Source organism: Pseudonocardia oceani (assembly GCF_019263585.2).
Classification (GTDB): domain Bacteria; phylum Actinomycetota; class Actinomycetes; order Mycobacteriales; family Pseudonocardiaceae; genus Pseudonocardia; species Pseudonocardia oceani.
This window is the reverse complement of the sequence record NZ_JADQDF010000001.1, coordinates 4429612-4455560: the sequence shown is the minus strand read 5'-3', so window position 1 is coordinate 4455560 and position 25949 is coordinate 4429612. Positions and strand designations below refer to the sequence as shown.

Here is a 25949-nt window from a genome sequence, read left to right as displayed (position 1 = left end):
GGCGTTCTACCCTCGGTGCATGGTGACGATGTCCCGGGCCACCGAGGACTACCTCAAGGCGATCTACAACCTCGCCCATCTCGGCGGACCCGTCACCACCAGCACGCTGGCCACGGAGCTGGGCGTGTCCTCGCCGTCGGTGTCGGCCATGCTCAAGCGGCTCGAGGACGGTGCGCTGCTCGACCGGCCCGACCACCGCACCGTCGCGCTGACGCCCGAGGGCGAGCGCGCCGCGCTGCGGGTCGTGCGCCGCCACCGGCTGCTGGAGACCTTCCTCGCCCGCGTCCTCGACGTCCCGTGGGACGAGGTGCACGAGGAGGCCGAGCTCCTGGAGCACGCGCTGTCCGACCGGCTCGAGGAGCGCATCGACGCCGCGCTCGGCCACCCCACCCACGACCCCCACGGCGACCCGATCCCGCCGCGCGACGGCCCGCACGTCGAGGTCCGGGGCACCCCGCTCGACGACGTGCCTGCCGGCGCGCGCTTCTGCGTCGACCGCGTGTCCGACCGCGACAGCGCCGCCCTGCGCTACCTCGGCGACCTGGGCGTCGTCCCCGGCGCGGAGCTGTCGGTGGAGGAGCAGGCCCCGTTCGGCGGGCCGCGCTGGGTGCGCGTGGGCGACGACCGGCACGCGCTGGGGGCCGCGCTGACCGGGCTCGTGCACGGCCACGTGGTCGTCTAGCGCAGCCCGGTGCCGCGCGCGAGCGCCGTCTCGACCAGTGTGGTGAGCAGCGTCGGGTAGTCGAGCCCGGTCACGGCCCAGACCCGCGGGAACATCGAGATCGGGGTGAAGCCGGGCATCGTGTTGACCTCGTTGACGGTGAGCTCGCCGTCGGGCCCCACGAAGAAGTCGACGCGGGCCAGGCCCTGGCCGTCGAGCGCGCGGAACGCGGCGACCGCCATCTCGCGGACGCGGTCGGACACCTCGTCGTCGAGCTTGGCGGGGATGTCGAACTCGCAGACGTCGTCGAGGTACTTGGCGTCGAAGTCATACCACTCCGCCGTCGTTCCATCTGCACGAGCGCCCACCAGGCGGATCTCCGCCGCCACGCTCGCGCGGACCGAGCCGTCGGGGAACTCCAGCACCCCGACCTCGATCTCCCGCCCGACGACCGCGGCCTCGACCAGCACCTTCGGGTCGTGCTCGCGGGCGGTGGCGATCGCGGCGTCGAGGTCGGCCCAGTCGGTGACGCGGGTGATCCCGACCGACGACCCGGCCCGGGCCGGCTTGACGAACGCCGGCAGCCCGACGCGCTCGCGCTCGTCGGCGGTGAGCGTCGCGACGTGCGGGCGGAGCACGACGACGGTGCCGATCGGCAGCCCGTCGGCGGCGAGCAGCTTCTTGGTGAACTCCTTGTCCATGCCCGCCGCGCTGGCCAGCACGCCCGCGCCGACGTAGGGCACGCCCGCCATCTCCAGCAGCCCCTGGATCGTGCCGTCCTCGCCGTAGGGGCCGTGCAGCACCGGGAACACGACGTCGACGCCGGAGAACACCTCGCCGGCGCGGTCGGCGTCGAGGACGACGATGCCGCCGCGGGTGGGGTCGCCGGGCAGGGCGAGCGCGGTGCGGGACCCGTCGACCGAGGGGAGCTCGCGGCCGGAGATCGCCAGCTCGCGGGGGTCGTCACTGCCCAGGACCCAGGCCCCGTCGGGGGTGATCCCGACCGGGACGATCTCGAAGCGCTCGCGGTCGACGTGGCCCAGCACGCTGCCCGCCGACACGCAGGAGATCGCGTGCTCGCTGCTGCGCCCGCCGAAGACCACGGCCACCCTGGTGCGTCCCGTCATGGCGCGAGACTAGGCCCCGGCCCCGTCGGGACGACCAGGGACCGCAGCGCGGCCCGCAGCGCGGTGCGCTGCTCGTCGGTGAGATCGGCGAGGAGTTCGGCGTCGAGGCGCTCGGCCGACGCGCGGACCCGGTCGAGCAGCTCGCGGCCCCGGTCGGTCACCTCCAGGCGCGCCCGGTGTCCCTGCCCGGGCAGCGCGCGCCGCACGGCCCCGAGCTCCTCCAGCCCGCGGACGGTGGCGTGCATGCTCTGCGCGGTGACGCCGGCGCGCCGGGCCAGGTCGCTGTAGGACAGGTCGGGCCGGTGCACGAGGTGTCCGAGCGCCCCCAGGTGCCGCAGTGTGAGCCCCAACCCGGCCAGCTCCGACTCCACCCGCCGCGCCAGGACGCGGCCTGCGCCGACGAGCATCAGCACCGACGACGACGCCATCAGCGGCACCCGCTCGGACTCCATCGCACGATCCTCCCCCGGGCCGCGCTTCCGCGCCGCTATCAGCCGGGCTTAAAGTCTTCCTGTGACCGCTGTCCTCCTCTCCGTCCACGTGATCGCCGCGATCGTGTTCATCGGCCCCGTCACCGTCGCCACCAGCCTGTTCCCCCGCTACGCGCGGGAGGGGAACACGGCCGTCGTCGACGCGCTGCACCGGATCAGCCGCGTCTACGCCGTGCTCGGCGTGTCGGTGCCCGCGTTCGGACTGGCCACCGGCGCGGCGATGGGCATGCTCGGTGACGCCTGGCTGATCGCCTCGATCCTGCTGACCGCGGGCGCCGCGGCACTGCTCGCGCTCGTCGTGCTCCCCGGCCAGAGCCGCGTCGTCGCCGCGCTGCACGCCGACGGCACGACGGCGGCGTCCCCGCGCCTCGCGATGGCGTCCGGCGTCTTCGCGCTCACGTGGGCCGCCGTCGTGGTGCTGATGATCGTGCGCCCCGGCTCCACGACGGGCGTCTGAGGTGCGGCTGCTCGCCGTCGCGGCCGTCGTGGAGGCGGTGTCTCTGGCCGTGCTGCTGGCGAACCGGCTCACCGTCCACCTCGACCCGGTCACCTCGGTCACCGGCCCGGTGCACGGCACGGCCTACCTCGTCGTCATCGGTGCGGTGCTGCTGGTGCCCGGAGGCTCCCGCGCGGCCCGGCTGCTCGCGCTCGTCCCGGGCGTCGGCGGCGCGCTGGCCCTGCGCCGCCTGCGCCGGGAGGGTGTCACGGGCGGAAGCGCGACTCCAGGTCGTGGACCTCGGGCAGGCCGATGAGGTCGGTGAAGCCCTCGAACGTCGGCAGGTCGGGCAGCGTCGACACGGGCGTGCCCTCGGCGCGCAGCACCTCCAGGAACGACCGGATGCCGGCCGTGGCCGCGAGCAGCGTGCCGATCGGGTAGAGCACGAGCGAGAAGCCCAGCTCGCCGATGCGGTCCAGCGGGATCGGCGGCGTCCGTCCGCCCTCGGCCCAGTTGAACACCAGCGGGGCGACGCCCTTCAGCTCGTCGGCGACGCGAGCGATGTCGTCCTCGCTGGTCGGGGCCTCGACGAACAGCACGTCGGCGCCCGCCTCGGCGTACCGGCGGGCGCGGGCGATCGCGGCGTCCAGCCCCTCGACGGCCGCGGAGTCCGTGCGCGCGATGAGCAGGAAGTCGGGGTCGCGGCGGGCGGCGACGGCGGCGCGGATCTTGCCCGCCATCTCCTCGGCGCCGATCACGGCCTTGCCGCTCATGTGCCCGCACTTCTTGGGCATCACCTGGTCCTCCAGGTGGATGCCCGCGACGCCGGCCTGCTCGTAGAGCTGGACCGTGCGGACGACGTTGATCGCGTTGCCGTAGCCGGTGTCGGCGTCGGCGATCACCGGGACGTCGACGGCGGCGGCGATGCGCCGCGCGTTGTCGACCATCTCGGTGCCGCTGAGCAGCCCGACGTCCGGCCGCCCGACGAGCGAGGCCGTGGTGCCGAACCCCGTCATGTAGACGACGTCGAACCCCGCCTGCTCGACGAGGCGGGCCGACAGCGCGTCGTAGGCGCCCGGGGCGACGAGCGGGCCGGGGGCGGCCAGCAGCTCGCGGAGACGGGCACGGGGGGCGCTCGGCCCCGACAACAGGTTCCCCATGCATGCAAAGTAACCGCATCGTCTTGTCCTGGACACCACTTGTCCCTAGATTGCACACAATCTGGGTGCGGGAGGTCACATGACGGCGACATCGCCGGGCACGTCAGCGGTGCGGGCCCACGCGGCCGTGCGCGAGCTGATCCTCGGCGGCGAGCTCTCCGCGGGCACCCGGCTGGGCGAGGCGGAGCTGGCCGACCGGCTCGGCGTCAGCCGAACCCCCGTCCGCGAGGCGCTGGGCCGGCTCGCGGCCGAGGGGCTGGTCGAGCTGGTGCCCAACCGCGGCGCCCGCGTCGCGAGCTGGACCGTCGCCGAGCTCGAGGGCGTGTTCGAGCTGCGCGCGCTGCTGGAGCCGCAGCTCACCGCCCTCGCCGTGCCGAACGCGCGCCCCGCCGACGTCGACGCGCTCGACGACCTCGCCCGGCGGATGGTCGAGGTCGCCGACCACGACCTCGACGCCCTCGTGCCGCTCAACCGCGCCTTCCACGACCGGCTCGTCGCGCTGGCCGAGCACCCCGCGCTGGCCGCGGCACTGGCCGGCGCGGTCAAGGCCCCGATCGTGCTCCGCAACTTCCACGCCTACGACGAGGCGTCGCTGCGCCGGAGCCTCGCCCACCACGTCGAGATCGTCGCCGCGGTGCGGGCGGGCGACCCGGCGTGGGCGGGCGCCGTCATGACCGCACACATCCACAACGCCCGGGCCGTGATGGTCCGCGCCGCTCACGCCCAGGAGGAACCATGAGCGAGCTTGCGAGCGAATCATCGACGCAGCGACGGTCGTCATCGGTGACCGAGCGCAGCGAGGGAGTCCGATGACGTACCGGCTCGGTGTCGACGTCGGGGGCACGTTCACCGACGTGCTGCTGGTCGAGGAGACCAGCGGGGCGACGTGGCGCGCGAAGACCGCGTCCACGCCGTCCGACCAGTCCGTGGGCGTGCTGACCGGCATCGGGAAGGTGTGCGCCGAGGCCGGGATCTCGCTCTCCGACGTCTCCCAGGTGCTGCACGGAACGACGGTCGCCACCAACGCGATCCTGGAGGGCAAGGGCGCGACCGTCGGGCTGGTGACGACGCAGGGGTTCCGGCAGGTGCTGCAGATCGCGCGCTCCTACGTCCCGGGCGGGCTCGCCGGCTGGATCATCTGGCCCAAGCCGGAGCCGCTCGCGGCGCTGGAGAACACGGTCGAGGTGTCCGAACGCCTGGCCAGCGACGGCGCGGTCATCCGTCCGCTCGACGAGGACGACGTCCGCACCCAGCTCGCGAAGCTCACCGGGATCGAGGCGCTGGCCGTCTCGCTCATCAACTCCTTCGCCGACCCCGCGCACGAACGGCGGATCGCCGAGATCGCCGCCGAGGTGCTCCCCGGGGTGCCGGTGAGCCTGTCGAGCGACGTGCTTCCCGAGCTGCGCGAGTACGAGCGCACCGTCACCACCGTGGCGAACGGGTACGTGCAGCCCCAGGTGGAGCGCTACGTCCGCACGCTGGCGACGCAGCTCGCCGAGGGCGGCGTCGCCGGTGAGCTGGCGATCCTGCGCAGCGACGGCGGGCTCTCCTCGGCCGACGCGGCGATCGACGCTCCGGTCACGATGCTGCTGTCGGGTCCGGCGGGCGGCGTCACCGGCGCGGTGTGGGTGGCCGAGCAGTGCGGCTTCACCGACCTCATCACCTTCGACATGGGCGGCACGTCCACCGACGTCGCGCTGGTCCAGGGCCTCACCCCGCGGATCGGGCGCGAGACCAAGGTCGGCGACCTGACGGTCCGGGCGTCGAGCGTCGACGTCCGCACGGTCGGCGCGGGCGGCGGCTCGATCGCCCACGTCCCCGAGCTGACGAAAGCCCTGCGCGTCGGCCCGCAGTCCGCGGGCGCCGACCCGGGTCCCGCCGCGTACGGCAAGGGCGGCACCGAGCCCACCGTCACCGACGCCAACGTCGTGCTCGGCTACCTGCCGTCGTCGCTGGCCGGGGGCGAGATCACCCTCGACGTCGACGCCGCCCGGACCGCGGTGGCGGGCGTCGCCGACGCGATGGGGCTCAAGTCGCCCGAGGCCGCAGCGGCCGGGATCGTCGACATCGTCAACGAGAACATGCTCGGCGGCCTGCGGCTCGTCTCGGTGCAGCAGGGCTTCGACCCGCGCGACTTCGCCCTCGTCGCCTTCGGCGGCGCCGGCCCGCTGCACGCCAACGCGCTCGGCGTCCTCACCGGCGCCTGGCCGGTGATCGTGCCGCCCTCGCCCGGCGTGCTGTGCGCGCTGGGCGACGCGACGACGTCGAAGCGGGCGGAGTCGGCGCGCACGGTGCTGCGCCGGTTCGCCGACCTCACCGGCGGCGAGCTCGCGACGGTGCTCACCGAGCTGGCGGCGGAGGCGAGCGCCCGGCTCGCGCAGCAGGGCGTCGACGACCCGACCTTCACCTACCAGGTCGACGTCCGCTACCACGGCCAGGGCTTCGAGATCCCGATCGAGGTGCCCTCGCTCGACGGCGACCCGCTCGCCGCGCTGGCCGCCGACTTCGACCGCGAGCACGAGCGGCTGTTCTCGTTCCTGCTCGGCACCGACCACGAGCTCGTCAACGCGCGCGCGACCGTCTCCGGCCCGCGCCCGTCGGTGGCCGCGGTGACCCTGCCGGCGTCGGAGGGACCGCCGACCCCGGTCGACACCCATCCCGTGCACGTGTCCGGCGGGTCCGTCGACGCCGCCGTCTACGACCGCACGACGCTCCGGGCGGGCGACGTGATCACCGGTCCCGCGATCGTCGTCGAGATGGATTCCACGACGCTCGTCCTGCCGGCGCACACCGCGACCGTGCACCCGTCCGGAAGCCTGCTCATCTACCCGGTTGGAGCCTGAGATGGCGCGCATCGTCGAGACCGCGACCGGCACCGTCGAGAAGACCGAGGTCGACCCCGTCGTCCTCGACCTCATCGAGAACGGTCTGCGCAACGCCCGCTACGAGATGGACGAGGTGCTCTTCCGCACCGCCCTGTCCCCCGGCATCCGGGAGCAGCACGACGAGTTCCCGCTGATCGGCGACCCGGCCGGGAAGATGGTCGTCGGGCAGTTCGGCCTGTCGATCCCCGACTTCCTCGACGGCTTCGACGACACCGTCGAGGAGGGCGACGTCCTGCTGACGTCCGACCCGTACGCCTGCGGCGCCGCGATCAGCCACGCCAACGACTGGCTGATCGTCGTGCCGATCTTCCAGGACGGGCGGGTCGTCGGCTGGGCGTCGATGTTCGGGCACATGTCCGACGTCGGCGGCAAGACGCCGTGCTCCATGCCGACCGACGCCCGCACGATCTACGAGGAGGGCGTGGTCATCCCGCCCTTCAAGCTGTACTCGAAGGGCGTGCTCAACGAGGACGCGCTGCGGATCATCCTCAACCAGGTGCGGATGCCCGACTGGAACCGCGCCGACCTCAACGGTCTGGTCGCGGCGTGCCGCACGGCGTCGCGCCGGGTCGTGGAGATGTGCGACCGCTTCGGCACCGACGTCTACCTCTCCGCCCTCGACGCCCTGCTGCAGCGCAACTACGACGCCATGAAGGCGCTGCTGTCGATGGTGTTCGAGGAGGGCCGCACGCTCTCCTTCACCGACTACATCTGCGACGACGGCGTCGGCAACGGCCCCTACGAGCTGAAGCTGTCGCTCACCCGCACCGGCGAGAAGGTGCACCTGGACTTCACCGGCAGCTCGCCCCAGGCCGCGGGGCCGATCAACTACTACATCAACGAGAACCTGACACGGATGTTCTTCGGGATCTACATGATCACCGTGGCCGACCCGCAGATCCTCTGGAACGACGGCTTCTACCCGCTCGTCGACGTCACGATCCCCGACGGCTCGTACTGGAAGCCCAAGCACCCGGCCTCGCTCAACGGGCGCAACCACGGCATCGGGCGCGTGTTCGACCTGTTCGGCGGCCTGCTCGGGCAGACCAACCCGGCACTGCTCAACGCGGCCGGCTTCTCGTCGTCGCCGCACTTCATGTACTCGGGCAACTACTCCACGGGTGAGCGCAAGGGCGAGTGGTTCCAGCTGTACTCGATCGGCTTCGGCGGGATCCCCGGGCGTCCGCTGGGCGACGGACCGGACGGGCACTCGCTGTGGCCGAGCTTCGTCAACATCCCGTGCGAGTACCTGGAGTCCTACTACCCGCTGCGGATCGAGAAGTGGGAGACCGTCTCCGACACCGGCGGCGCGGGCCTGCACCGAGGCGGCAACGGCGTCGACGTGGCGTACGTGTTCGAGGAGCCGGGCACCATCGCGATCCACGACGACCGCTGGCTGACCTATCCGTGGGGCGTCAACGGCGGGGCGCCGGGCGCGCGCGGGACGAAATGGCTGGAGCGGCCCGGCGGCTCGCGCGAGGTGCTGCCGAGCAAGTGCCACGACGTGCCGGTCTCCCCCGGCGACGTCCTGCACTTCGTGACGTGGGGCGGGGGTGGCTGGGGCGACCCGCTGGAGCGCGACCCCGGGCTCGTCGAGCTCGAGGTGCGGCGCGGGCTGGTCACCGAGGAGGGCGCGCGGCGCTACGGCGTGGTCATCGGCGACGCCGACGCGACGGCGGCGCTGCGGGCGCAGATGCGGGAGTCGCGGCCGGCGGAGCTGCCGGTGTTCGACATGGGGCCGCCGATGGCGGAGATCCTGGCGAACTGCGAGGCCGAGACCGGCCTCCCCGCGCCGAAGCAGCCGGTGTGGAGCTGACAGCCCGTGAGTGGCTACCAGGGCCCTGGCCCTGGTTGCCACTCACGAGCGGCGCAGCCGCATGAGCGGGCCGCACGGGACGGCGTTCTCCGGGCGCGTCGGCTGGGGCGCCCGGCCCGCCGTCCTGGTCATCGACCTCGTGCGCGCCTACACCGAGCCGGGCGGGCCGTTCCTGCTGCCCGACGCAGGCCCGGCCGTCGCGGCCACGGCCGCCCTGGTCGACGCCGCGCGGGCCGCGGGGCTGCCGGTGGTCTGGACGGTCGTGCGCTACGACCGCGACCTGGCCGACGGTGGGCTGTTCGTGCGCAAGGTCCCGGCGCTGGCCGCGTTCGCCGAGGGCGCCGACGGCGGGTGGGGCGGGCTCGTGCTCGACCCCGCCCCGGGCGAGCCGGTCGTCGTCAAGCAGTACGCGAGCGGGTTCGCCGGCACCTCGCTCGCGCCGACGCTGCACGCGCTCGGCGTCGACACCCTGGTGATCGCCGGGGTGTCGACGTCGGGCTGCGTGCGCGCCACCGCGACCGACGCGCTGCACCACGGCTTCCGCCCGCACGTCGTGCGCCAGGCCTGCGCCGACCGGACACCGGACCTGCACGCGCACAACCTCGCCGACCTCGACGCCAAGTACGCCGACGTCGAGGACCTCGACGCGGCACTGGACCGGCTGGGAGCGGGTAGCCCGGGGGCATGACACGCGCCGCCGAGATGCTCGACACCACCCCCGCCCACTTCGACTTCAACCGCGACGCCCTCGCCGAGGCCATCGCGGCCTGCGTCGAGTGCGCCCAGACCTGCACGGCCTGCGCCGACGCCTGCCTGTCCGAGTCCGACGTCGCCGCGATGGTGGCGTGCATCCGCCTGGACCTCGACTGCGCCGACGTCTGCACGGCCACCTCGCGGGTGCTCAGTCGTCAGACCGCCTACGACGCGCAGGTGACGCGGGCGGTGCTGGAGGCCTGCGCCACCGCGTGCCGCCGCTGCGGCGACGAGTGCTCCACCCACGGCGACGCCGGGATGGAGCACTGCCGCGTGTGCGCCGAGGCGTGCCGCCGCTGCGAGCGGGCGTGCCGCGCGCTGCTCGACGCCGCGTCGTAGGCGCGCCCGTCGGGAGCTGTGCTCAGCGGCGCCGCCGGTAGCTGCGCACCTGCACCGTGTTGCCCACGCCGGCCAGGTGCAGCGCGACGCACAGCAGCCCGGCGGTGACGAGCACCTCCGCGGTGATCACGGACAGGGCGAAGCCGGTGAGCTGGAAGAGCAGGGCGAGTCCGAAGAGCACGGCGGCGACGGCGGCGACCATGGTGGTCCTTCCGGTGAGGGGAGCGGCGGGGGTCAGCGGCGCGAGCGGGCGCGGCGGGTCGTGCCGATGCCCGCGAGGTGCAGGGCCACGCAGAGCAGGCCCGCCGTGATGAGGACGTCGGCGGTGAGCACCGGGACGGAGATGCCGGCGAGCTGGAACAGGAGCGCGAGTCCGAACAGGACCGCGGCGGCGATGGCGACCACGGGGAACCTCCGGGGGGTGGTGAGGGAGCTGGTCCGCGCCAGGATCGGGGCAGCGCGGCCGGCCCGCTGCCGTCGCGGCCGAACCGTGACGCGGAGTGCACCGTTCGGCCCAGGCGCCGCCCCCCGGTTGTGCCGAACGCCGCGGTGGCACCCCCTGATGGCCCAGCCCCGGGTCCGCGTGCTCCCGCTGTTGTAGCGTCGCCGCATGCCCGTCGACCTCGCCGCCGTCCGCCGGATCGTCGCGCAGGAGAGCGGGCTGGCGAGCGTCGCCGTGGTCCGCGCCGACGGCACCCCGCACAGCTCGCTCGTCAACGCCGGGGTGCTCGACCACCCCCGCACCGGCGGGCCCGTCGTCGCGTACGTGACCTACGGGCCGGTCAAGCTGCGCGCCCTGCGCGCCCGTCCGGCCACGTCGCTGTGCTGGCGGGCGGGCTGGCGCTGGGCCGCCGTCGACGGCGACTGCGAGCTGCTCGGCCCCGACGACGGCGACATCGACGCCGGGGAGCTGCGCCTGCTGCTGCGCGCGGTCTTCACCGCCGCCGGCGGCACCCACGACGACTGGGACGCCTACGACCGCACGATGCTCGAGGAAGGCCGCGTCGCCGTCCTCGTGACGCCGCGCCGGACCTACGGCAACGCCTGACCCTGACGCAGCGTCAGGGCCGCACGCTCCGCCCGTGCTCACCCGCTACCTGCTCGCCGGTGCCCTGTCGCTGCTCGGCAACGCCGTCGCCGCGGTCGCCCTGCCCCATGAACGGTGCCGGACAACCCCTCGACGTCGGCCGCGCCACGCGCACCATCCCCGACGGCCTCCGCCGCGCCGTCACCGCCAGGGACCGCGGCTGCGCCCACCCCGGCTGCGACCGCCCACCCTCCTGGTCCGAGATCCACCACATCCACCACCGTGAACACGGCGCACCTACACGGCCACCGGGGTGGATCGGCCCCGGCCGAACACCCCGGCGCAAGGTCCTCGCCCGCCTCGCCGCCGCCTGAACTCTGCCAAGATCACCAGGAGTGGTGCAGGGCGGTCACGGATGACCCTCCCGCACCACTCCTGACGATCATGACGACAGGCACGCACGGCGGGCCGCCGACCAAGGAGAGATGGTTCTTCGCCCACCGGCCGCAACGGCGGGCGGAGCGGCCCGGCCCAGCGCCCGCCAGCCCGCCGTTCGCCTCGGACCCGACCCTCGCCGACGGGTGTGCGACGCAGCAGCGGACTCGTCGTCGGGGTCAGCCTCTCGTGAGCAGGGACCGGGCGAAGAACGCCAGGTTGGCGGGGCGCTCGGCCAGGCGCCGGACGAAGTAGCCGTACCACTCGGTGCCGTACGGGAGGTAGACCCGGACGGTCTCCCCCGCCGTCGCGAGCGCCTGCTGCTCGCGGGGGCGGACGCCGTGCAGCATCTGGATCTCGTGGGGCCGGTCGCGCCCGAGGTGCCGGGCGATGTCGATGAGCACCGGGTCGTGCGTGGCCACCATCGGCAGTCCCTCGCCGGCCATGAGGACCTGCAGGCAGCGGACGTAGGACCGGTCGACCTCGTGCCGGTCGCGGAACGCCACCGACGCCGGTTCGTCGTAGGCGCCCTTGCACAGGCGCACGCGCGAGCCCGGCCCCGCGAGGTCGCGGCAGTCGCCCTCGGTGCGGCGCAGCCCGGCCTGCACGACGGCGCCGACCCACGGGTGGTCGACGCGCAGGTCGCGCACGATCCCCAGCGTGGAGTCGGTCGTCGTGTGGTCCTCCATGTCGACGGTGACGGTCGTGCCGACGGCGTGCGCGGCCTCGCAGACCTGCTGCGCGTGGTCGAGCGCGATCTTCTCCGCGTCGGCGCCGGGCAGGGCCTGGCCGAGCGCCGAGAGCTTCACCGACACCTCGACGCGCGGGGCGAGCCCGTCCTCGCCCAGGCGGCGCAGCAGTGTCCGGTAGGCGTCGACGTTCGCCTCCGCGCGGGCGCGGTCGGTGGTGTCCTCGCCGAGGTGGTCGACGGTGACGCAGCGGTCGGAGGTGAGGTCGCGGGCCACCGCCACCACCTCGTCGACGGTCGTCCCCGCGACGAACCGGTCGACGACCGGGCGCAGCAGTGCGGTGTTCTCGGCGAGCGTGCGCAGCGCCCCGGACCGGGACGCCGCCAGCAGTGCCGTTCTCTGGGCGGACCTCAGCATGGGCCGGAACGTTAAGCGGGTCACACCCCGCCCGGTTCGTCGCGACGGACAACGAAACGGCGCTCCGGCCGTACGATCCGACGATGGAATCGACGCTGGCGCAGGTGCTCGCCGCCATCGGGGAGCCGCTGGCGGAGGTCCGGGTCGCCCCGGCCGGACTCGACGTCCCGGTCTCCGGCACCGCCATCCTCGACCCCGACGACGACCCGGCCGACCACCCCGGCCGCCTGGTGCTCGTCATCGGCGCCCGGGGCCGCGACGCGGTCCGCCCGCTGCGCGCCGCGGCCCGGCGCGGGGCCGTCGCGGTGGCCGTGAAGTCCGCCGGGACGGGAGGCGACGAGGAGCTGTGCGCGGCCGCCGCCGACGCCGGCGTCGCGCTGCTGGCGGTGCGCGCCGACGTCCGCTGGGACCACCTGGAGGCGCTCGTCCACGGCGTCGTGGACGACGGCCCGCCCGCCGAGGCCGACGACGCGGGCGACCTCTACTCCCTCGCCCAGACGGTCGGGCGGCTCACCGGCGGCCTGGTCAGCATCGAGGACACCGCGAGCCGCGTGCTGGCCTACTCCCGGTCGGACTCGACCTCGCCCGACGAGCTGCGCCGCCGGTCGATCCTGGGCTGGCACGGACCCGCCGACTACCTCGCGACCCTGCGCGGCTGGGGCGTGTTCGACCGCCTGCGCGCGGGCGAGGAGGTCGTCCGCGTCGACGAGCACGCCGAGCTGGGCATCCGCCGCCGCCTCGCCGTCGGCGTCCACGCGGGGCAGCGCCAGCTCGGCACGATCTGGGTCCAGGAGGGCGCGACACCGTTCGCCGAGCGGGCCGAGTCGGTGCTCCTCGGCGCGGCGCGGGTGGCCGCGGGGCACCTGATCCGGCGGCGGTCGCAGCAGTCGCCCGGCGCACGCTGGAGCCGCGACGTCGTCACCGGACTGCTGGAGGGGCGCGTCGGCGCCGACCTGGTGGCCGCCACGTTCGGGCTCGACACCGCCGAGCCCGCGGTGGTCGTCGGGTTCGCCGTGGGCACCGGGGCCGCGGAGCCGGGCGTCGCCGAGCTGGGGGCCGCGGAGCTGGCCGAGGTCGTGTCGGTGCACGCCGCCACGTTCCGCCGGGGCGCGCTGACCGCGCCGGTGGGTGCGCGCGTGTACGCCGTGCTGCCCGCCGTCGACCTCCCCGCCGTCGACGCCGACGGCGTGCCGCCCGCGCTGCACGCGATGTGCGCGGAGGTCGTCGCGATCACCGGGCGGCGCGCCGGCGGCGGCCGGGTGCGGGCCGGCATCGGGTCGGGCGTCGCGGGGCTGGCCGGGGTGCCCGCCTCCCGCGCCGACGCCGACCGTGTGCTCGACGCGATGCCCGCCGACGCCGACGTCGCCGCCATCGGCGACCTGCGCGCGGAGATCCTGCTCGACGAGGCCCTCGCCCGCCTCGGCGACCTGCACGACCCCGCCGCGGCCGCCCTGCTCGCCCACGACGCCGCGCACGGCAGCGACCTCGCCGCCTCGGTGCTGGCGCTGCTCGACGCCCTCGGCGACGTCCGCGCGGCCGCCGCCCGCCTCACCGTGCACCCCAACACGCTGCGCTACCGGCTGCGCCGGGCGTCGGAGGTGGCGGGGCTGCGCCTGGGCGACCCGGCCGCGCGGGTGGTGCACCACCTGCACCTGCTGCGCGCGGCGCGCTCCCAGCCGGCCCGTTCCCGGCCCACTCGTCCCCAGCCCGCCCGCTCCTAGACCTGGACCGTACGAGGGCCGGCAGAGCGTCCGTACGTGGGCCTGGCTGCCTGATCGACACCGAGGCCGGGGAGATCGCCACGTCGCGATCACCGCGGACCGAGGCGATCGTGGACCGGGTCCGGTCGCTGCCGGCGGAGCCCGGCGCGCCGTCAGCCACCACCGCCAGGGCCAGGCCCCGACCGGCTCGACACGGTCCTCGCCGGCCTCTGAGTCCGCCGGGCGGCCGACCTCGCACACCCACTGAGCACCTCGCACACCGCCGACGCTGTGCGAGGTCACCACCCAGCGTGCGAGGTGGCGGCCTGGACAGCCGGCTGGTCGAGCGCTGCACGACGCGCCCTATCGCGCACACGGCTGCCGGGATGGTGCTTCGCACTGCTCTCCCGACTCCGCGACGGCGCCGCCGGCGTCCAGTCCTGATCACATCTAGCCGGTCCGGGTCAGGCGCCGCCACAGCCAGCCCGACGGCACCCGGTCGCCGGTCAGCACGTAGGTCGCCGCCGCCTCGTCGACGAGCGTGACGTCCAGCGACCGCCGGGCCACCGCCCGCCCGACGAGCAGCAGCTCGTCGTCGGGGCGCAGGGCCAGGTCCGGGCCGGGCGCCGGTATCGCCTCGCCGTCGCGCAGCACGAGCAGCACGACGGCGCGCAGCGGACGCTCGCGGGCGTCGGGGTCGCGCAGCAGGTCACCCAGCACGACCCGGCCCGCGGCCAGCGGCGCACGCAGGCCCGGGGCGCGCCCGCGGTCGAGCCGGAACTTCCAGATCGACTGCAGCCGCCGCCCGCACAGGTCGGTGAGCCGGTCGACGAGCTCGGCGGCCCAGGCGTCGTCGTGCTCGGCCGCGAGGCCGAGGAACCGGTAGAGCAGCGGCGTGCTGAGCTGCGCGTACACCTCGTGGGCCACCACCTCGGTCGGCACCAGCAGCGCGTCCACCCCCATCGCGGCGAACAGCGGCGCCCCGTCGGGGCGGTTCTGGCGCGCGGCGACGAACAGGTCCGGGTTGGCCCGGCGGGCCGCGGCCACGAGCGAGAGGTTGGCCGCGTCGTTGTCGGTGGCGGCCACCAGGCCGACGGCGCTGCCGAGGTCGGCGCGGGCCAGCACCCTCGGGTCCGATCCGTCGCCGATGATCTCCGGGGTGTCCTCGTCGGGGTCCGGCGACGGCTCGACGGTCGTCACCTCCAGCCCCTCGGCGGACAGGTCCTCGGTGAGCCGGCGCCCGAACCGGCCGTAGCCGCAGACCACCCAGCGCCCCTCGCGCGGCGGCTCGCCGCGCTGCGGGAGCTCCGCGCCCGGGCCCCTCTCCAGCCACGTCGTGAGCTGGTAGCTCGCCGGGGCGCGCAGGGCGATGCGCAGGTGCCGGCCGAACGCCGCGAACGCGTCGACGACGGTCGGCTCCCCGAACGCCCGCATCCGCTCCGCGATCAGCGGCGCCGCCGTCCGCGCGACGACCGGCAGGTCGGGCCGCAGCAGCGCCGCGGCCATGACGACGGTCAGGTTGGCCTCGTCGTCGTTGGTCAGCGCCAGCACGCCCGCGCAGCGCGGGTGCTCCAGCCCCGCCACGGTGAGCGCGACGGCGTCCCGGGCGTCGGCGACGAGACCGGGCACGTCGGCGCGGAACGGGGCGAGGTCGAGGCCCTCGATGCGATCGCGGTCGATGTCGAGCACCACGAAGCGCCGCCCCAGCGCGTCGAAGGAGCGGCCGAGCAGCTCCCCGGTGCGCCCGTAGCCCGCGAGGAGCAGGAACGGCTCGCGCAGCCGGGCCACCTTGCGGGCGAGGTGCGCACGGGCGATCGCCGCGCGGAAGCTGCGGTCGCGCAGCAGCGCGAGCAGCGAGCCGATCGCGTAGGCCCACCCGACGACGGTCAGGAAGATCGTCGCGGCCACCCAGAGCCGCTGCGCGTAGGTGAACGGGTAGGGCAGCTCGCCGAACCCGATCGTCGAGGCGGTGTAGCTCATGAAGTAGAAGGCGTCGAGGAAGCCGAGCCGGTAGGGCTGCCCCTGGTCGTCCTGCCCCGGGATGAGCGTCAGCCCGAGCATCCCGATCGCGAAGATCACGACGAGCGTGATCAGCGGGACCCGCATCCGGCGCATGACCAGGAAGAAGGTGGCGGACGGCGGGTGGCTCACGGCATGGGGCCTCACGGCGGCGGGCTCACGGCGTCAGGGCCCGCGGAACGAGACCGTCTCGGCCACGAGCAGGATCACCGACACCGCGTTGGCGAGCAGCGCACCCGCCGCCAGCGACACCACGGCGGTCGTGCTCGCCGCATCGAGCGGGGTCGCCGGGATGCTGACCGTGATGCCCCAGACGACCGCTGCGGCGACGAGCTGCAGGTCGGCGACGAGGCTGGTGGCCAGGTGCACCGCGCCCATCTGCGTGCGGTCGCCGAACTTCAGCACGGTGGCGATCAGGCTGACGACGATCGCGGCGAACAGCTCGTAGACGTTGTGGTGGGCCGGGTCGTCGAGGTCGCCGAGCACGAAGCCGAAGTTCAGGGTGGCCGCGAGCAGCACGAAGAAGCCGAAGACCACCTTCTCGAGGTTCATCGCGCTCCCCGTCCCCCGTCCGACGCGCGGACCGTAACGCGACCGGCGCCGCGGCGCCCGATCACGCGACTTCCCGCCTGCGGTCCAGCCGCGCCATCACCGGTGTCGCGACGATCCCGTGCACGAGCACCGACACCACCACCACGAAGCCGACCGCGGCCCACAGCTGGTCCGCCTCGTCGAACGGCGCCTTCGCCGTCGCGTAGGCGAGGTAGTAGAACGACCCGATCCCGCGGATGCCGAACACCGCGATCGCCGTGCGCTCCTGGGGCGACCCCGGCCCCCCGCGCAGCGCGACCCACGACGTCAGCGGCCGGACAAGCAGCACGAGCACCAGCCCGACGGCGACCATCTGCCACGTCAGCGGCCCGAGCAGCCCCCGCACGATCGCGCCGCCGAACAGGACCAGCAGCAGGACGGTGAGCAGCCGCTCGATCTGCTCGACGAAGTCGTGCAGCACCTGGTGGTACTCGTGCGAGCGCTCGGTGGCGCGGATGGAGCGGGCGCAGACGAACACCGCGAGGAAGCCGTAGCCCCCGGCGACCTCGGTGAGCCCGTAGGCGAGGAAGGTCGCGGCGAGCGCGACGAACCCCTCGGCGTGCGACGCCAGCTGCAGCTGCTCCGACTGCGGCCGGAAGAACAGCGCCCCCAGCCCCCGCCCGACCAGCACGCCACCGACGACCCCGACGGCGATCTTGATGACGACGTCGTGCAGGACCCAGCCGCCGACCCAGCCGACCGTGCCCGCCCCGGCCAGCGCGATCGCGATCGCGGCGTAGACGAAGGGGAACGCGAGCGCGTCGTTGAGACCGGCCTCGGAGGTGAGCGCGAAGCGGACCTCGTCCTCGCCGTCCTCGGTGTCGGTGTTCGGCTCGCCCACCTGCACGTCCGAGGCCAGCACCGGGTCGGTGGGCGCGAGCGCGGAGCCGAACAGCAGCGCCGCGGCCGGGGCCAGGCCCAGCGCCCACCAGCCCAGCAGCGAGGTCGCGACGATCATCAGCGGCATCCCGATGCCGAGCAGCCGCCACGTCGACGACCACGAGCGCCAGCCGATCTTGCGGTCCAGCTTCAGCCCCGCCCCCATCAGCGCCACGATCACGCCGATCTCGGTGAGGTGCTCGGCGATGTCGGGGTGCGCGAGCGGGTCGGGATCGGGCAGGGGGGGCACGACCGCGAAGACCAGCGCCCCGAGCCCCAGGAACACGATCGGCAGCGACAGCGGTCGGCCGGCGAGCAGCCGGGGCAGCAGCCCGGCCGAGAGGGCGCCGACGCCCACGAGCGCGAACGACAGGTCGAGCAGGTCCACGGCGGGTCCGTTCACGAGTGGGTGGTGACGGGTAGGAGTGCCCGCGGCCAAACCCGCCACACGCTAGTGCGATCCGACGACCGGAACCAGACGACCCTGTCCGATCGGACGAGACTCCGATCCGCCTGCCTTCCTACGCTCGCTCCATGGACGCCTTGACCCGCACCCCGGCGCCGCGCAACGAGCCGGTCCGCGACTACGCCCCCGGCAGCCCGGAGCGGGCCTCGCTGCAGGCCGCGCTGGCCGAGCTCGGCGGCCGCCACCACGAGCTGACCGTCACCATCGGCGGCGAGCAGCACCTCGCCGGTGGCGCACCGTTCGACGTGGTCGCGCCGCACGATCACGCCCACGTGCTCGGCACCGGCGGCAACGCCACCCGCGAGGACGCGAAGGGCGCCGTCGAGGCGGCCCTGCGCGCGGCCCCGGCCTGGCGCGACCTCCCCTTCGACGAGCGGGCCGCCGTCCTGCTCAAGGCCGCGGACCTGTTGTCCGGGCCGTGGCGCGACCGCCTCAACGCCGCGACGATGCTGGGCCAGTCCAAGACCTGCTACCAGGCCGAGATCGACGCCGCGTGCGAGCTGGCCGACTTCTGGCGCTTCAACGTCGCCTTCGCCCGCGAGATCCACGACAACCAGCCGCAGAGCTCACCGGGCGTGTGGAACCGCATGGACTACCGCCCGCTCGAGGGCTTCGTCTACGCCATCACGCCCTTCAACTTCACCGCGATCGCCGGCAACCTCCCCACCGCGCCCGCGCTCATGGGCAACACGGTGATCTGGAAGCCGTCGCCCACGCAGGGCCTCGCAGCGCACCTGACGATGCGGCTGCTGGAGGAGGCGGGGATGCCGCCCGGCGTCGTCAACCTGCTCACCGGCGACGGCCGGGACGTCTCGGAGGTGCTGCTCACCGACCCGCACCTGGCCGGCATCCACTTCACCGGCAGCTCGGCCACGTTCCAGCACCTGTGGGGGCAGGTCGGCGCGAACATCTCCGGCTACCGCAGCTACCCGCGCCTGGTCGGCGAGACCGGCGGCAAGGACTTCGTGCTGGCCCACGCGAGCGCCGACGTCGACGTCCTGCGCACCGCGCTGGTCCGCGGCGCGTTCGAGTACCAGGGCCAGAAGTGCTCCGCGGCCTCGCGCGCGTTCGTGCCCGCCAGCGTCTGGTCCCGGCTGCGCGACGACCTGGCCGACGAGGTCAACGCCCTGACCATGGGCGACGTCGGCGACTTCTCGAACTTCATGGGCGCGGTCATCGACCGCCGCAGCTTCGACAAGGTGACCGCCGCCCAGCAGCGCGCGCAGACCGAGCTGCACGTGCTCGCCGGCGGCACCTCCGACGACCGCGTCGGCTACTTCGTCCGCCCCACGGTCGTCGTCGGCTCCGACCCCACGCACGAGGTGTTCCGCACCGAGTTCTTCGGGCCACTGCTCGCCGTCCACGTCTACGACGACGGCGACTTCGAGACCGTGCTCGAGCAGGTCGACGAGGGCGCCCCGTACGGCCTCACCGGCGCGGTGGTCGCGCGCGACCGGGCCGCCGTCGCGCGGGCGTCGGAGTCGCTGCGGTTCGCCGCGGGCAACTTCTACGTCAACGACAAGCCCACCGGCGCCGTCGTCGGCCAGCAGCCCTTCGGCGGCGGGCGCGCGAGCGGCACCAACGACAAGGCGGGCTCGGTCTACAACCTGCTGCGCTGGACGAGCCCGCGGACGATCAAGGAGACCTCGGTGGCCCCGACGGCCGTCCGGTACCCGCACCAGGGCTGACTACAGCACCGCGGAGAAGGCCGCGTACGTGCGCTCGTCGAAGAGCCAGAACCGGGCCTCGACGACCTCCGGGTGCGCGGCCATCGCCTCCCGCGTGCTCGCGACGGCGATCGCGGCGGCCTGCTCGACGGGGTAGCCGTAGACGCCGCAGCTGATCGCGGGCAGCGCGATACGAGCGCAGCCGTGCGCGGCGGCGACCTCCACGGTCCGCCGGTGGGCCGACGCGAGCAGCTCGGGCTCGCCGTGCCCGCCGCCCGACCAGACCGGCCCGACGGTGTGGATGACGTGGCGCACGGGCAGGTCCCCCGCGCCGGTGATCACGGCGTCGCCGACGGCGCAGCCGCCGGTCCGCCGGCACTCCGCGAGCAGCGCGGGCCCGGCGGCGCGGTGGATCGCGCCGTCGACGCCCCCTCCCCCGCGCAGGCCGCTGTTGGCCGCGGTGACGAGCGCGTCGACCTCCGTGTCGGTGGTGATGTCGCCGCGGTGCAGGGTGAGGGTCACGTCCGCTCCTTCGGGGTCCACTCGTTGGCGCGCCGGTTCTCCGCGGCGGCCGCCGCGGTCTCGGCGATCCGCTTCGCCCGCGTCTCCGGGCGCTTGGCCATGACGATCCAGCCGAGCAGGGCGCGCCGCGCCGAGGGCGGGAACGCGGCCCAGTGCTCCGCGGCGGGCGGGCGCGCGGCGAGCGCGGCGGCGAGGTCGTCGGGGACGACCAGGTCCTCGACGTCGTCGAGCAGCGTCCACGAGCCGTCTGCCTTCGCCGCGTCGATCAGCGCCGTACCCGCGGGCGTCATCAGGCCGGCGGCGGTGAGCCGCTCGATGCGCGCCTTGTTCGTGCGCGCCCAGCCGCTGCCCTTCTTGCGCGGGGCGAACCACAGCATGCGGCGCTCGTCGTCGAGCCTGCGGGCCGTGCTGTCGATCCAACCGAAGCACAGCGCCTGCTCCACGGTCTGCTCGTAGCCGATCTGCGGCCCGCTCGTGCCGGTGCGCCAGGTGACGAGCCAGACCCCGCGCGGGCGGGTGTGGTGCTCGGTCAGCCAGGCGCGCCACTCGTCGAGCGACCGCGGCTCGACGCGCTCATCCTCGGCCATCCCCGCAACCTAGCGCCGCCCGCAAGGCCGATGCCGCGACCGGGAGCGCCCGGCGCAGACCCGCACCCGGCGGCCCGGCGTAGCCGAGCACGATCCCGCTGGTGGCGGGCTCGCCGACGTGGTGGCGGCCCAGCCCGTCGAGGTGGATGCCCCCGGCCGCGGCATCGGCGATCGCCCGGCGCTCGGCGTCCGGACCGGGGAGCAGGGCGACGACGTGCCCACCCGCCTCGTCCCCGGTGACCGCGACGCCCACGCCCGCCAGCGCCGCCACGACGTCGGCCCGCCGGCCGGCCAGCTCGCGCCGCAGCCGTCGCAGGTGCCGGGCGAGGTCGCCGTGCGCGGCGAGGGCCACGAACACGCGCTGCCCGGCGCGGGCGGGCCGCATCCCGGTCGCCTCGCGCTGCGCCAGCACGGCGCCGACGACGGCGGGCGGCGCCACCAGCCACCCGACGCCCAGGGTCGGGGTGAGCAGCTTGCTCACCGTGCCGAGGTGCGCGACGACGTCCGGGCCGAGCGCGGCGAGCAGCGGGAGCGGGGCGACGTCGTAGCGCAGCTCGCCGTCGTAGTCGTCCTCGACGACGAGGAACCCCTCGGCACGCGCCCGCTCCACCAGCGCGACCCGCCGCGCGGCGGAGAGCCGCACGCCGAGCGGGTACTGGTGGGCGGGCGTGCAGTACACGGCGACGACGCCGGGCGGCACGGCGTCGACGACGAGCCCGGCGGCGTCCACCGGCACCGGTACGACGACCAGCCCGGCCGCCCGCAGCGCCGACACCGCCCGCCGGTACCCCGGCTCCTCCACCGCCACCCGCGACCCGGGCGGGAAGGTGCGCGCGAGCTCCGCCACGGCCGCGGAGCTGCCCGACGTGACGAGCACGGTGGCGGGGTCGGCGGGCAGGCCGCGGTGGCGGAGCAGGTGCTCGACGACCGCAGCCCGGAACGCCGGCATGCCGACCGGGTCGGGCCCGGCGTCGGCGGGGCCGTCGGCGGCGGCGCGCCAGGCCCGGCGCCAGGCGGCGGGGTCGAGGGCGTCGAGGCAGGGGGAGCCGGCGGAGAGGTCGACGAGCGCGCCCGCCCCGCCCGGGTTCAGGAAAGCCACGTTCCTGCCCTCTGGTGGCGGGAACGTGGCTTTCCTGCAACTCGGCCCGGCCCCCGCACCCGCACGAGCGGCCCCCGGCGGCACCTGCTCCACGTACGTCCCGCTCCCCCGCCGCGCCCCCACCCACCCCTCGGCCAGCAGCTGGTCGTACGCCCCCGCCGTCACCGTCCGGCTCACCCCGAGCGTCACGGCCAGCTCCCGCGTCGAGGGCAGCCGGTCGCCCGTGCGCAGCACCCCGTCGGCCGTCGCCGCCCGCAGCGCGTCGGCGAGCTGCACCGAGAGCGGGTGCTCCCCGGCGCGGTCCAGGACGATCGGGGGCAGCGGCACGAGTGGCCTTCCGGAGTAGGGGCGCAGTGGCCCTTCGAGGATGCCACCGCGGCGGGCAGGATGGCCGCATGACGACGCTCTCCCCCACCCCGCGCAGCACGGTCCGGCGCCTCCCGCACCGCGCCCGCACCGACCGCTCCGAGCTCCACGCCGTTCTCGACGCCGGGATGGTGTGCCACCTCGGGCTGGTCATGGACGGGTCGCCGGTCGTGCTGCCCACCGGCTACGGCCGCATCGACGACGTCCTCTACCTGCACGGCTCCACCGGGGCCGCCTCCCTGCGCGCCGCCGCGCGGAACGAGCCGGTGTGCGTCACGGTCACCCACGTCGACGGCGTCGTCTACGCGCGCTCGGTGTTCCACCACTCGATGAACTACCGCAGCGCGGTCGTGCACGGCGTGCCCCGCCTCGTCACCGACGACGACGAGCGCCTCGCCGGGCTGCGCGCGATCGTCGAGAACATGTCCCCCGGCTCCTGGGAGCACGCCCGCGGGCCCGACCGCAAGGAGCTCGCCGCCACCGCCGTGCTCGCCCTCGACCTCACCGAGGCCAGCCTCAAGGTGCGCACCGGCCCGCCGCTCGACGACGACGAGGACGTCGCCGACGACGTCCCCACCGGCCGCTGGTCGGGCGTGCTGCCGGTGCGCACGGTGTTCGGCGAGCCCGAGCCGTGCCCCCTGCTCCCCGCCACCACGCCGGTGGCCGGGCACGTCGGCGGCCGCCGGGACTGAGCCGACGGGACGAGGTGCTGGTCAGCAGGGGCGGCCGGACACCCGGCCGGGTGAACTAACCTCGGTCCGCGTGAGCGACCAGAGCACGTCCTACCCCGCCGCCGAACGGCTCGACCTCGTCGAGACCCTGCACGGGCACCGCGTCGCCGACCCCTACCGCTGGCTCGAGGACGCCGCCGACCCGCGTACGAAGGCCTGGTCGGCCGCCCAGGACGAGCTGGCCTCCGCGCACCTCGACGGCCTCCCCGGCCGCGAGGCGCTGGCCGGGCACCTGCGCACGCTGCTGTCGTCGGGCTCGGTGTCGGTGCCGCTGTGGCGGGCCGGGCGTCGGTTCTCGGTGCGCCGCGAGCCCGGCCAGGAGCACGCCGTCGTGCTGGTCCGCGAGCCCGACGGCACCGAGCGGGTGCTGCTCGACCCGATCGCGATCGACCCCACCGGCCTCACCACCATCGACGGCTGGGCCCCCGACCTCGAGGGCCGCCGCCTGGCCTACCAGCTCTCCGCGGGCGGCGACGAGCAGTCGGTGCTGCACGTGCTCGACGTCGCCACCGGCGAGGACGTCGAGCCGCCGATCGACCGCTGCCGCTACTCCGCCGTCGCGTGGCTGCCCGGCGGCGAGGAGTTCCTGTTCGTGCGGATGGTCGACGCCGCCGAGGTGCCCGAGGGGCAGCAGGCGTTCCACCGACGCATCTGGCGCCACCGCATCGGCACGCCCACCACCGACGACGTGCTGGTCGAGGCCCCCGGCCTCTACGACGGCCACAACTACTACGGCGTCCGCGTGTCCCGCGACGGCGCGTGGATGGTCGTCACCGCCAACGTCGGCACGGCCCGGCGCGACAGCCTGTGGGTCGGTCCGGTCGGCGGCGACCTCGAGCGCGTGCTCGCCCAGGACGACGACGTGCAGTGCAGCGCGTGGGTCGACCGCGACGGCCGCCTCTACCTGCTCACGACCGACGGCGCCCCGCGCTGGCGCCTCGCCGTCACCGACCCGTCGACGCCCGGGCGCGGGAACTGGCGCCCGCTCGTCGACGAGGACCCGGGGTCGGTGCTCGACGCCGTCGTCCTGCTCGACGGCGACGCCCCCCGCCTGGCCGTCCTGCGCTCCCGGCACGCCGTCTCCGAGCTCGCGCTGCACCACCCCGACGGCACGCCCGCGGAGGCCGTGGCGCTGCCGGGCACGGGCTCAGTGCCCGGCCTCACCGTCGCCGACCGCGACACCCCCGCCGAGCACGGCAGGCTGTGGATCGGCTGGACCGACCTCGTGACGCCGCCGCAGGTGCACCGCTACGAGGCCGGCGCGCTGGTGCTGGAGGCCACCGCCCCGGGCGCGGTCGAGGTCCCCGACGTCCGCACCGAGCAGCGCGAGTTCACCTCGGCCGACGGCACGACCGTGCGGATGTTCGTCGTCACCCCGGCCACCGGCGACGGCCCGCGCCCCACGCTGGTCACCGGCTACGGCGGCTTCGGCATCAGCCGCGAGCCCGCCTACACCGCGTCCGCGCTGGCCTGGGTCGCCGCGGGCGGCGGGTACGCGCTGGTGTCGCTGCGCGGAGGCGGCGAGGAGGGCGAGGACTGGCACCGCGCCGGCAACCGCGGCCACAAGCAGCACACTTTCGACGACCTGCACGCCGCCGCGCAGGCCCTGGTCGACGTGGGCGACACCACCCCGCGACAGCTCTCGATCATGGGCGGATCCAACGGCGGCCTGCTCGTGGGCGCCGCGCTCGTCCAGCGCCCCGACCTCTACGCCGCGGTGGTCTGCTCCGCCCCGCTGCTGGACATGGTGCGCTACGAGGAGTTCTCGCTCGGGCGCACCTGGAACGAGGAGTACGGCACGGCCGACGACCCCACGGAGCTGGGCTGGCTGCTGTCCTACTCGCCCTACCACCACGTCACCGACGGCGTCGACTACCCGGCGACGCTGTTCACCGTGTTCGAGTCCGACACCCGCGTCGACCCCCTGCACGCCCGCAAGATGTGCGCGGCCCTGCAGCACGCCACGGCGGGCGGGGCCCCGATCCTGCTGCGCCGCGAGACCGACGTGGGCCACGGCGCCCGCTCGGTCTCCCGCACCGTCGGCCTCGCCGCCGACCAGCTCGCGTTCCTGGCCGCGCACACCGGACTGGAACTCGCGACACGAAGGATGGCCCCGTGAACGACCTGCTCCCCGAACAGCCCGCCTGCGCCTCCGAGGCCGGCACCTGGTGCGCCCGCTTCTACCAGTGGACCAACAACGACTTCCTCGCGCGCTCGGCCGACGCGATCGTCGGCACCTCGATGCGGATCGGCCTGGTGCTGGTGCTGGCGATCCTCGCCCGGTACCTGCTGCACCGGCTGGTCTCCCGCGTCGTCGACGGCGCGGCCAACGCCCGGCTCCCCCGGCGCGCCTCCGCTGCGGCGGCCGCGGCCGCACCGGTGCGGCGCGCCCAGCGCGCCCGCACCATCGGCTCGGTGCTGCGCTCGACCATCTCGGTGATCGTCCTGACCATCGCCGCGATCATGGTGCTGTCGGAGTTCGGCGTGAACCTCGGCCCGATCCTGGCGTCCGCCGGAATCGTCGGTGTGGCGGTCGGCTTCGGCGCGCAGAACCTCGTCCGCGACTTCCTGTCCGGCATGTTCATGCTCATGGAGGACCAGTACGGCGTCGGCGACATCGTCGACCTCGGCGAGGCCAGCGGCACCGTCGAGGCGGTCGGCCTGCGGATCACGACGCTGCGCGACATCAACGGCACCGTCTGGTACGTCCGCAACGGCGAGATCCTGCGTGTGGGCAACAAGAGCCAGGGCTACGCCGTCGCCGTCGTCGACATCCCGGTGGCCCACAGCGCCGACATCGCCGACGCCACCGCCCTGATCGGCACCGTCGCCTCCGAGCGCGTCACGCTGGACGACGTCTCCGCGCACGTGCTGGAGCCCGTCGAGGTCCTCGGCGTCGACCGCGTCGGGCCGGAGGGCGTGACGCTGCGGCTCACCGTCAAGGTCGCGCCCGGCAAGCAGTGGCTGGTGCAGCGTGCGCTCAACGCCGCCCTCACCGACGCCTTCGACGACGCCCATGTCCCGCGCCCTGGCCTGCTCCCCGCCCTCCCGCCCGCGGGCCCGCCCCTCGCCAAGTGACGCAGCAG

The 25949-nt window shown here is 74.8% G+C and carries 26 protein-coding genes; 14 read left to right on the top strand and 12 right to left on the bottom strand.

What is annotated here, in order from left to right:
- Window positions 1-19 precede the first annotated feature (19 nt).
- Window positions 20-682: a metal-dependent transcriptional regulator gene (locus tag I4I82_RS22325; RefSeq protein WP_172167494.1), complete on the top strand. Its 663-nt coding sequence runs from the start codon at window positions 20-22 to the stop codon at window positions 680-682.
- Here the strand turns inward: I4I82_RS22325 and I4I82_RS22320 are convergent.
- Window positions 679-1788 carry a D-alanine--D-alanine ligase family protein gene (locus tag I4I82_RS22320; protein WP_218589261.1) on the bottom strand — a complete coding sequence of 370 codons (1110 nt, stop codon included), beginning with the start codon at window positions 1786-1788 and terminating at the stop codon, window positions 679-681. The genes I4I82_RS22325 and I4I82_RS22320 overlap by 4 nt on opposite strands.
- A complete protein-coding gene (locus tag I4I82_RS22315) occupies window positions 1785-2240 on the bottom strand; it encodes a MarR family winged helix-turn-helix transcriptional regulator (RefSeq protein WP_218589260.1) in 456 nt (151 codons plus the stop codon). The genes I4I82_RS22320 and I4I82_RS22315 overlap by 4 nt, the downstream gene beginning before the upstream one ends.
- Before the next feature lie 61 nt (window positions 2241-2301).
- Between I4I82_RS22315 and I4I82_RS22310 the strand changes: the two genes are divergently transcribed.
- A complete protein-coding gene (locus I4I82_RS22310; RefSeq protein ID WP_218589259.1) occupies window positions 2302-2736 on the top strand; it encodes a hypothetical protein in 435 nt (144 codons plus the stop codon).
- Between the two features lies 1 nt (window position 2737).
- Window positions 2738-3031: a hypothetical protein gene (locus I4I82_RS22305; RefSeq protein WP_218589258.1), complete on the top strand. Its 294-nt coding sequence runs from the start codon at window positions 2738-2740 to the stop codon at window positions 3029-3031.
- Here I4I82_RS22305 and I4I82_RS22300 read toward each other — a convergent pair.
- On the bottom strand, window positions 2982-3875 hold the full coding sequence (locus I4I82_RS22300; RefSeq protein WP_218589257.1) for an isocitrate lyase/PEP mutase family protein: 894 nt from the start codon (window positions 3873-3875) through the stop codon (window positions 2982-2984). The two genes, I4I82_RS22305 and I4I82_RS22300, sit on opposite strands and share 50 nt — an antisense overlap.
- Window positions 3876-3954: 79 nt before the next feature.
- On the opposite strand from I4I82_RS22300, the gene I4I82_RS22295 reads away from it, so the two are divergent.
- From I4I82_RS22295 to I4I82_RS22275, 5 genes are all read left to right on the top strand, one after another.
- Window positions 3955-4614: a GntR family transcriptional regulator gene (locus I4I82_RS22295; RefSeq protein ID WP_218589256.1), complete on the top strand. Its 660-nt coding sequence runs from the start codon at window positions 3955-3957 to the stop codon at window positions 4612-4614.
- A 70-nt stretch (window positions 4615-4684) separates the two neighbouring features.
- On the top strand, window positions 4685-6718 hold the full coding sequence (locus I4I82_RS22290; protein ID WP_218589255.1) for a hydantoinase/oxoprolinase family protein: 2034 nt from the start codon (window positions 4685-4687) through the stop codon (window positions 6716-6718).
- 1 nt (window position 6719) lies between these two features.
- Window positions 6720-8576: a hydantoinase B/oxoprolinase family protein gene (locus I4I82_RS22285; RefSeq protein ID WP_218589254.1), complete on the top strand. Its 1857-nt coding sequence runs from the start codon at window positions 6720-6722 to the stop codon at window positions 8574-8576.
- 61 nt (window positions 8577-8637) lie between these two features.
- On the top strand, window positions 8638-9264 hold the full coding sequence (locus tag I4I82_RS22280; RefSeq protein WP_218589253.1) for an isochorismatase family protein: 627 nt from the start codon (window positions 8638-8640) through the stop codon (window positions 9262-9264).
- On the top strand, window positions 9261-9668 hold the full coding sequence (locus I4I82_RS22275; RefSeq protein WP_218589252.1) for a four-helix bundle copper-binding protein: 408 nt from the start codon (window positions 9261-9263) through the stop codon (window positions 9666-9668). The genes I4I82_RS22280 and I4I82_RS22275 overlap by 4 nt, the downstream gene beginning before the upstream one ends.
- A 22-nt stretch (window positions 9669-9690) precedes the next feature.
- Here the strand turns inward: I4I82_RS22275 and I4I82_RS22270 are convergent, their stop codons facing one another.
- Window positions 9691-9870 (bottom strand): hypothetical protein, encoded by a 180-nt coding sequence (locus I4I82_RS22270; RefSeq protein ID WP_218589251.1) that lies wholly within the window; start codon window positions 9868-9870, stop codon window positions 9691-9693.
- Between the two features lie 32 nt (window positions 9871-9902).
- The gene (locus tag I4I82_RS22265; RefSeq protein WP_218589250.1) at window positions 9903-10073 is read right to left on the bottom strand and encodes a hypothetical protein; all 171 of its coding nucleotides are present in this window, start codon (window positions 10071-10073) and stop codon (window positions 9903-9905) included.
- A gap of 205 nt (window positions 10074-10278) precedes the next feature.
- Here I4I82_RS22265 and I4I82_RS22260 point away from each other — a divergent pair, with 205 nt between their 5' ends.
- A complete protein-coding gene (locus I4I82_RS22260) occupies window positions 10279-10716 on the top strand; it encodes a TIGR03618 family F420-dependent PPOX class oxidoreductase (RefSeq protein ID WP_218589249.1) in 438 nt (145 codons plus the stop codon).
- Window positions 10717-11309: 593 nt separating this feature from the next.
- Here the strand turns inward: I4I82_RS22260 and I4I82_RS22255 are convergent.
- A complete protein-coding gene (locus tag I4I82_RS22255; protein WP_218589248.1) occupies window positions 11310-12236 on the bottom strand; it encodes a proline dehydrogenase family protein in 927 nt (308 codons plus the stop codon).
- 83 nt (window positions 12237-12319) lie between these two features.
- Between I4I82_RS22255 and I4I82_RS22250 the strand changes: the two genes are divergently transcribed.
- On the top strand, window positions 12320-13957 hold the full coding sequence (locus tag I4I82_RS22250; RefSeq protein ID WP_218589247.1) for a PucR family transcriptional regulator: 1638 nt from the start codon (window positions 12320-12322) through the stop codon (window positions 13955-13957).
- 429 nt (window positions 13958-14386) lie between these two features.
- Here the strand turns inward: I4I82_RS22250 and I4I82_RS22245 are convergent, their stop codons facing one another.
- From I4I82_RS22245 to I4I82_RS22235, 3 genes are all read right to left on the bottom strand, one after another.
- Window positions 14387-16087: an NAD-binding protein gene (locus I4I82_RS22245; RefSeq protein ID WP_218589246.1), complete on the bottom strand. Its 1701-nt coding sequence runs from the start codon at window positions 16085-16087 to the stop codon at window positions 14387-14389.
- Between the two features lie 33 nt (window positions 16088-16120).
- Window positions 16121-16507, bottom strand: coding sequence for a DUF6394 family protein (locus I4I82_RS22240; protein WP_218589245.1), 387 nt, complete (start codon window positions 16505-16507; stop codon window positions 16121-16123).
- 61 nt (window positions 16508-16568) lie between these two features.
- A complete protein-coding gene (locus tag I4I82_RS22235) occupies window positions 16569-17828 on the bottom strand; it encodes a cation:proton antiporter domain-containing protein (protein ID WP_226370188.1) in 1260 nt (419 codons plus the stop codon).
- Between the two features lie 131 nt (window positions 17829-17959).
- On the opposite strand from I4I82_RS22235, the gene pruA reads away from it, so the two are divergent.
- Window positions 17960-19579 (top strand): L-glutamate gamma-semialdehyde dehydrogenase, encoded by a 1620-nt coding sequence (gene pruA, locus I4I82_RS22230; protein WP_218589244.1) that lies wholly within the window; start codon window positions 17960-17962, stop codon window positions 19577-19579.
- Here pruA and I4I82_RS22225 read toward each other — a convergent pair whose 3' ends face one another.
- From I4I82_RS22225 to pdxR, 3 genes are read right to left on the bottom strand one after another with little or no spacing between them, the layout of a single operon-like run.
- Complete coding sequence (locus I4I82_RS22225) at window positions 19580-20080, bottom strand: macro domain-containing protein (RefSeq protein WP_218589243.1); 501 nt, start codon at window positions 20078-20080, stop codon at window positions 19580-19582. It lies immediately after the preceding gene.
- Entirely contained in the window at window positions 20077-20667 is a 591-nt protein-coding gene (locus tag I4I82_RS22220; protein WP_218589242.1) for a YdeI/OmpD-associated family protein, read from the bottom strand. The genes I4I82_RS22225 and I4I82_RS22220 overlap by 4 nt, the downstream gene beginning before the upstream one ends.
- Entirely contained in the window at window positions 20654-22093 is a 1440-nt protein-coding gene (gene pdxR / locus I4I82_RS22215; protein ID WP_218595985.1) for a MocR-like pyridoxine biosynthesis transcription factor PdxR, read from the bottom strand. Before pdxR ends, I4I82_RS22220 begins: the two co-directional genes overlap by 14 nt.
- 68 nt (window positions 22094-22161) lie before the next feature.
- On the opposite strand from pdxR, the gene I4I82_RS22210 reads away from it, so the two are divergent.
- From I4I82_RS22210 to I4I82_RS22200, 3 genes are all read left to right on the top strand, one after another.
- A complete protein-coding gene (locus tag I4I82_RS22210; protein WP_218594411.1) occupies window positions 22162-22824 on the top strand; it encodes a pyridoxamine 5'-phosphate oxidase family protein in 663 nt (220 codons plus the stop codon).
- Window positions 22825-22894: 70 nt separating this feature from the next.
- Window positions 22895-24982 carry a prolyl oligopeptidase family serine peptidase gene (locus tag I4I82_RS22205; RefSeq protein ID WP_218594412.1) on the top strand — a complete coding sequence of 696 codons (2088 nt, stop codon included), beginning with the start codon at window positions 22895-22897 and terminating at the stop codon, window positions 24980-24982.
- Complete coding sequence (locus tag I4I82_RS22200) at window positions 24979-25941, top strand: mechanosensitive ion channel family protein (RefSeq protein WP_218595984.1); 963 nt, start codon at window positions 24979-24981, stop codon at window positions 25939-25941. Before I4I82_RS22205 ends, I4I82_RS22200 begins: the two co-directional genes overlap by 4 nt.
- The last annotated feature ends 8 nt before the right edge of the window (window positions 25942-25949 follow it).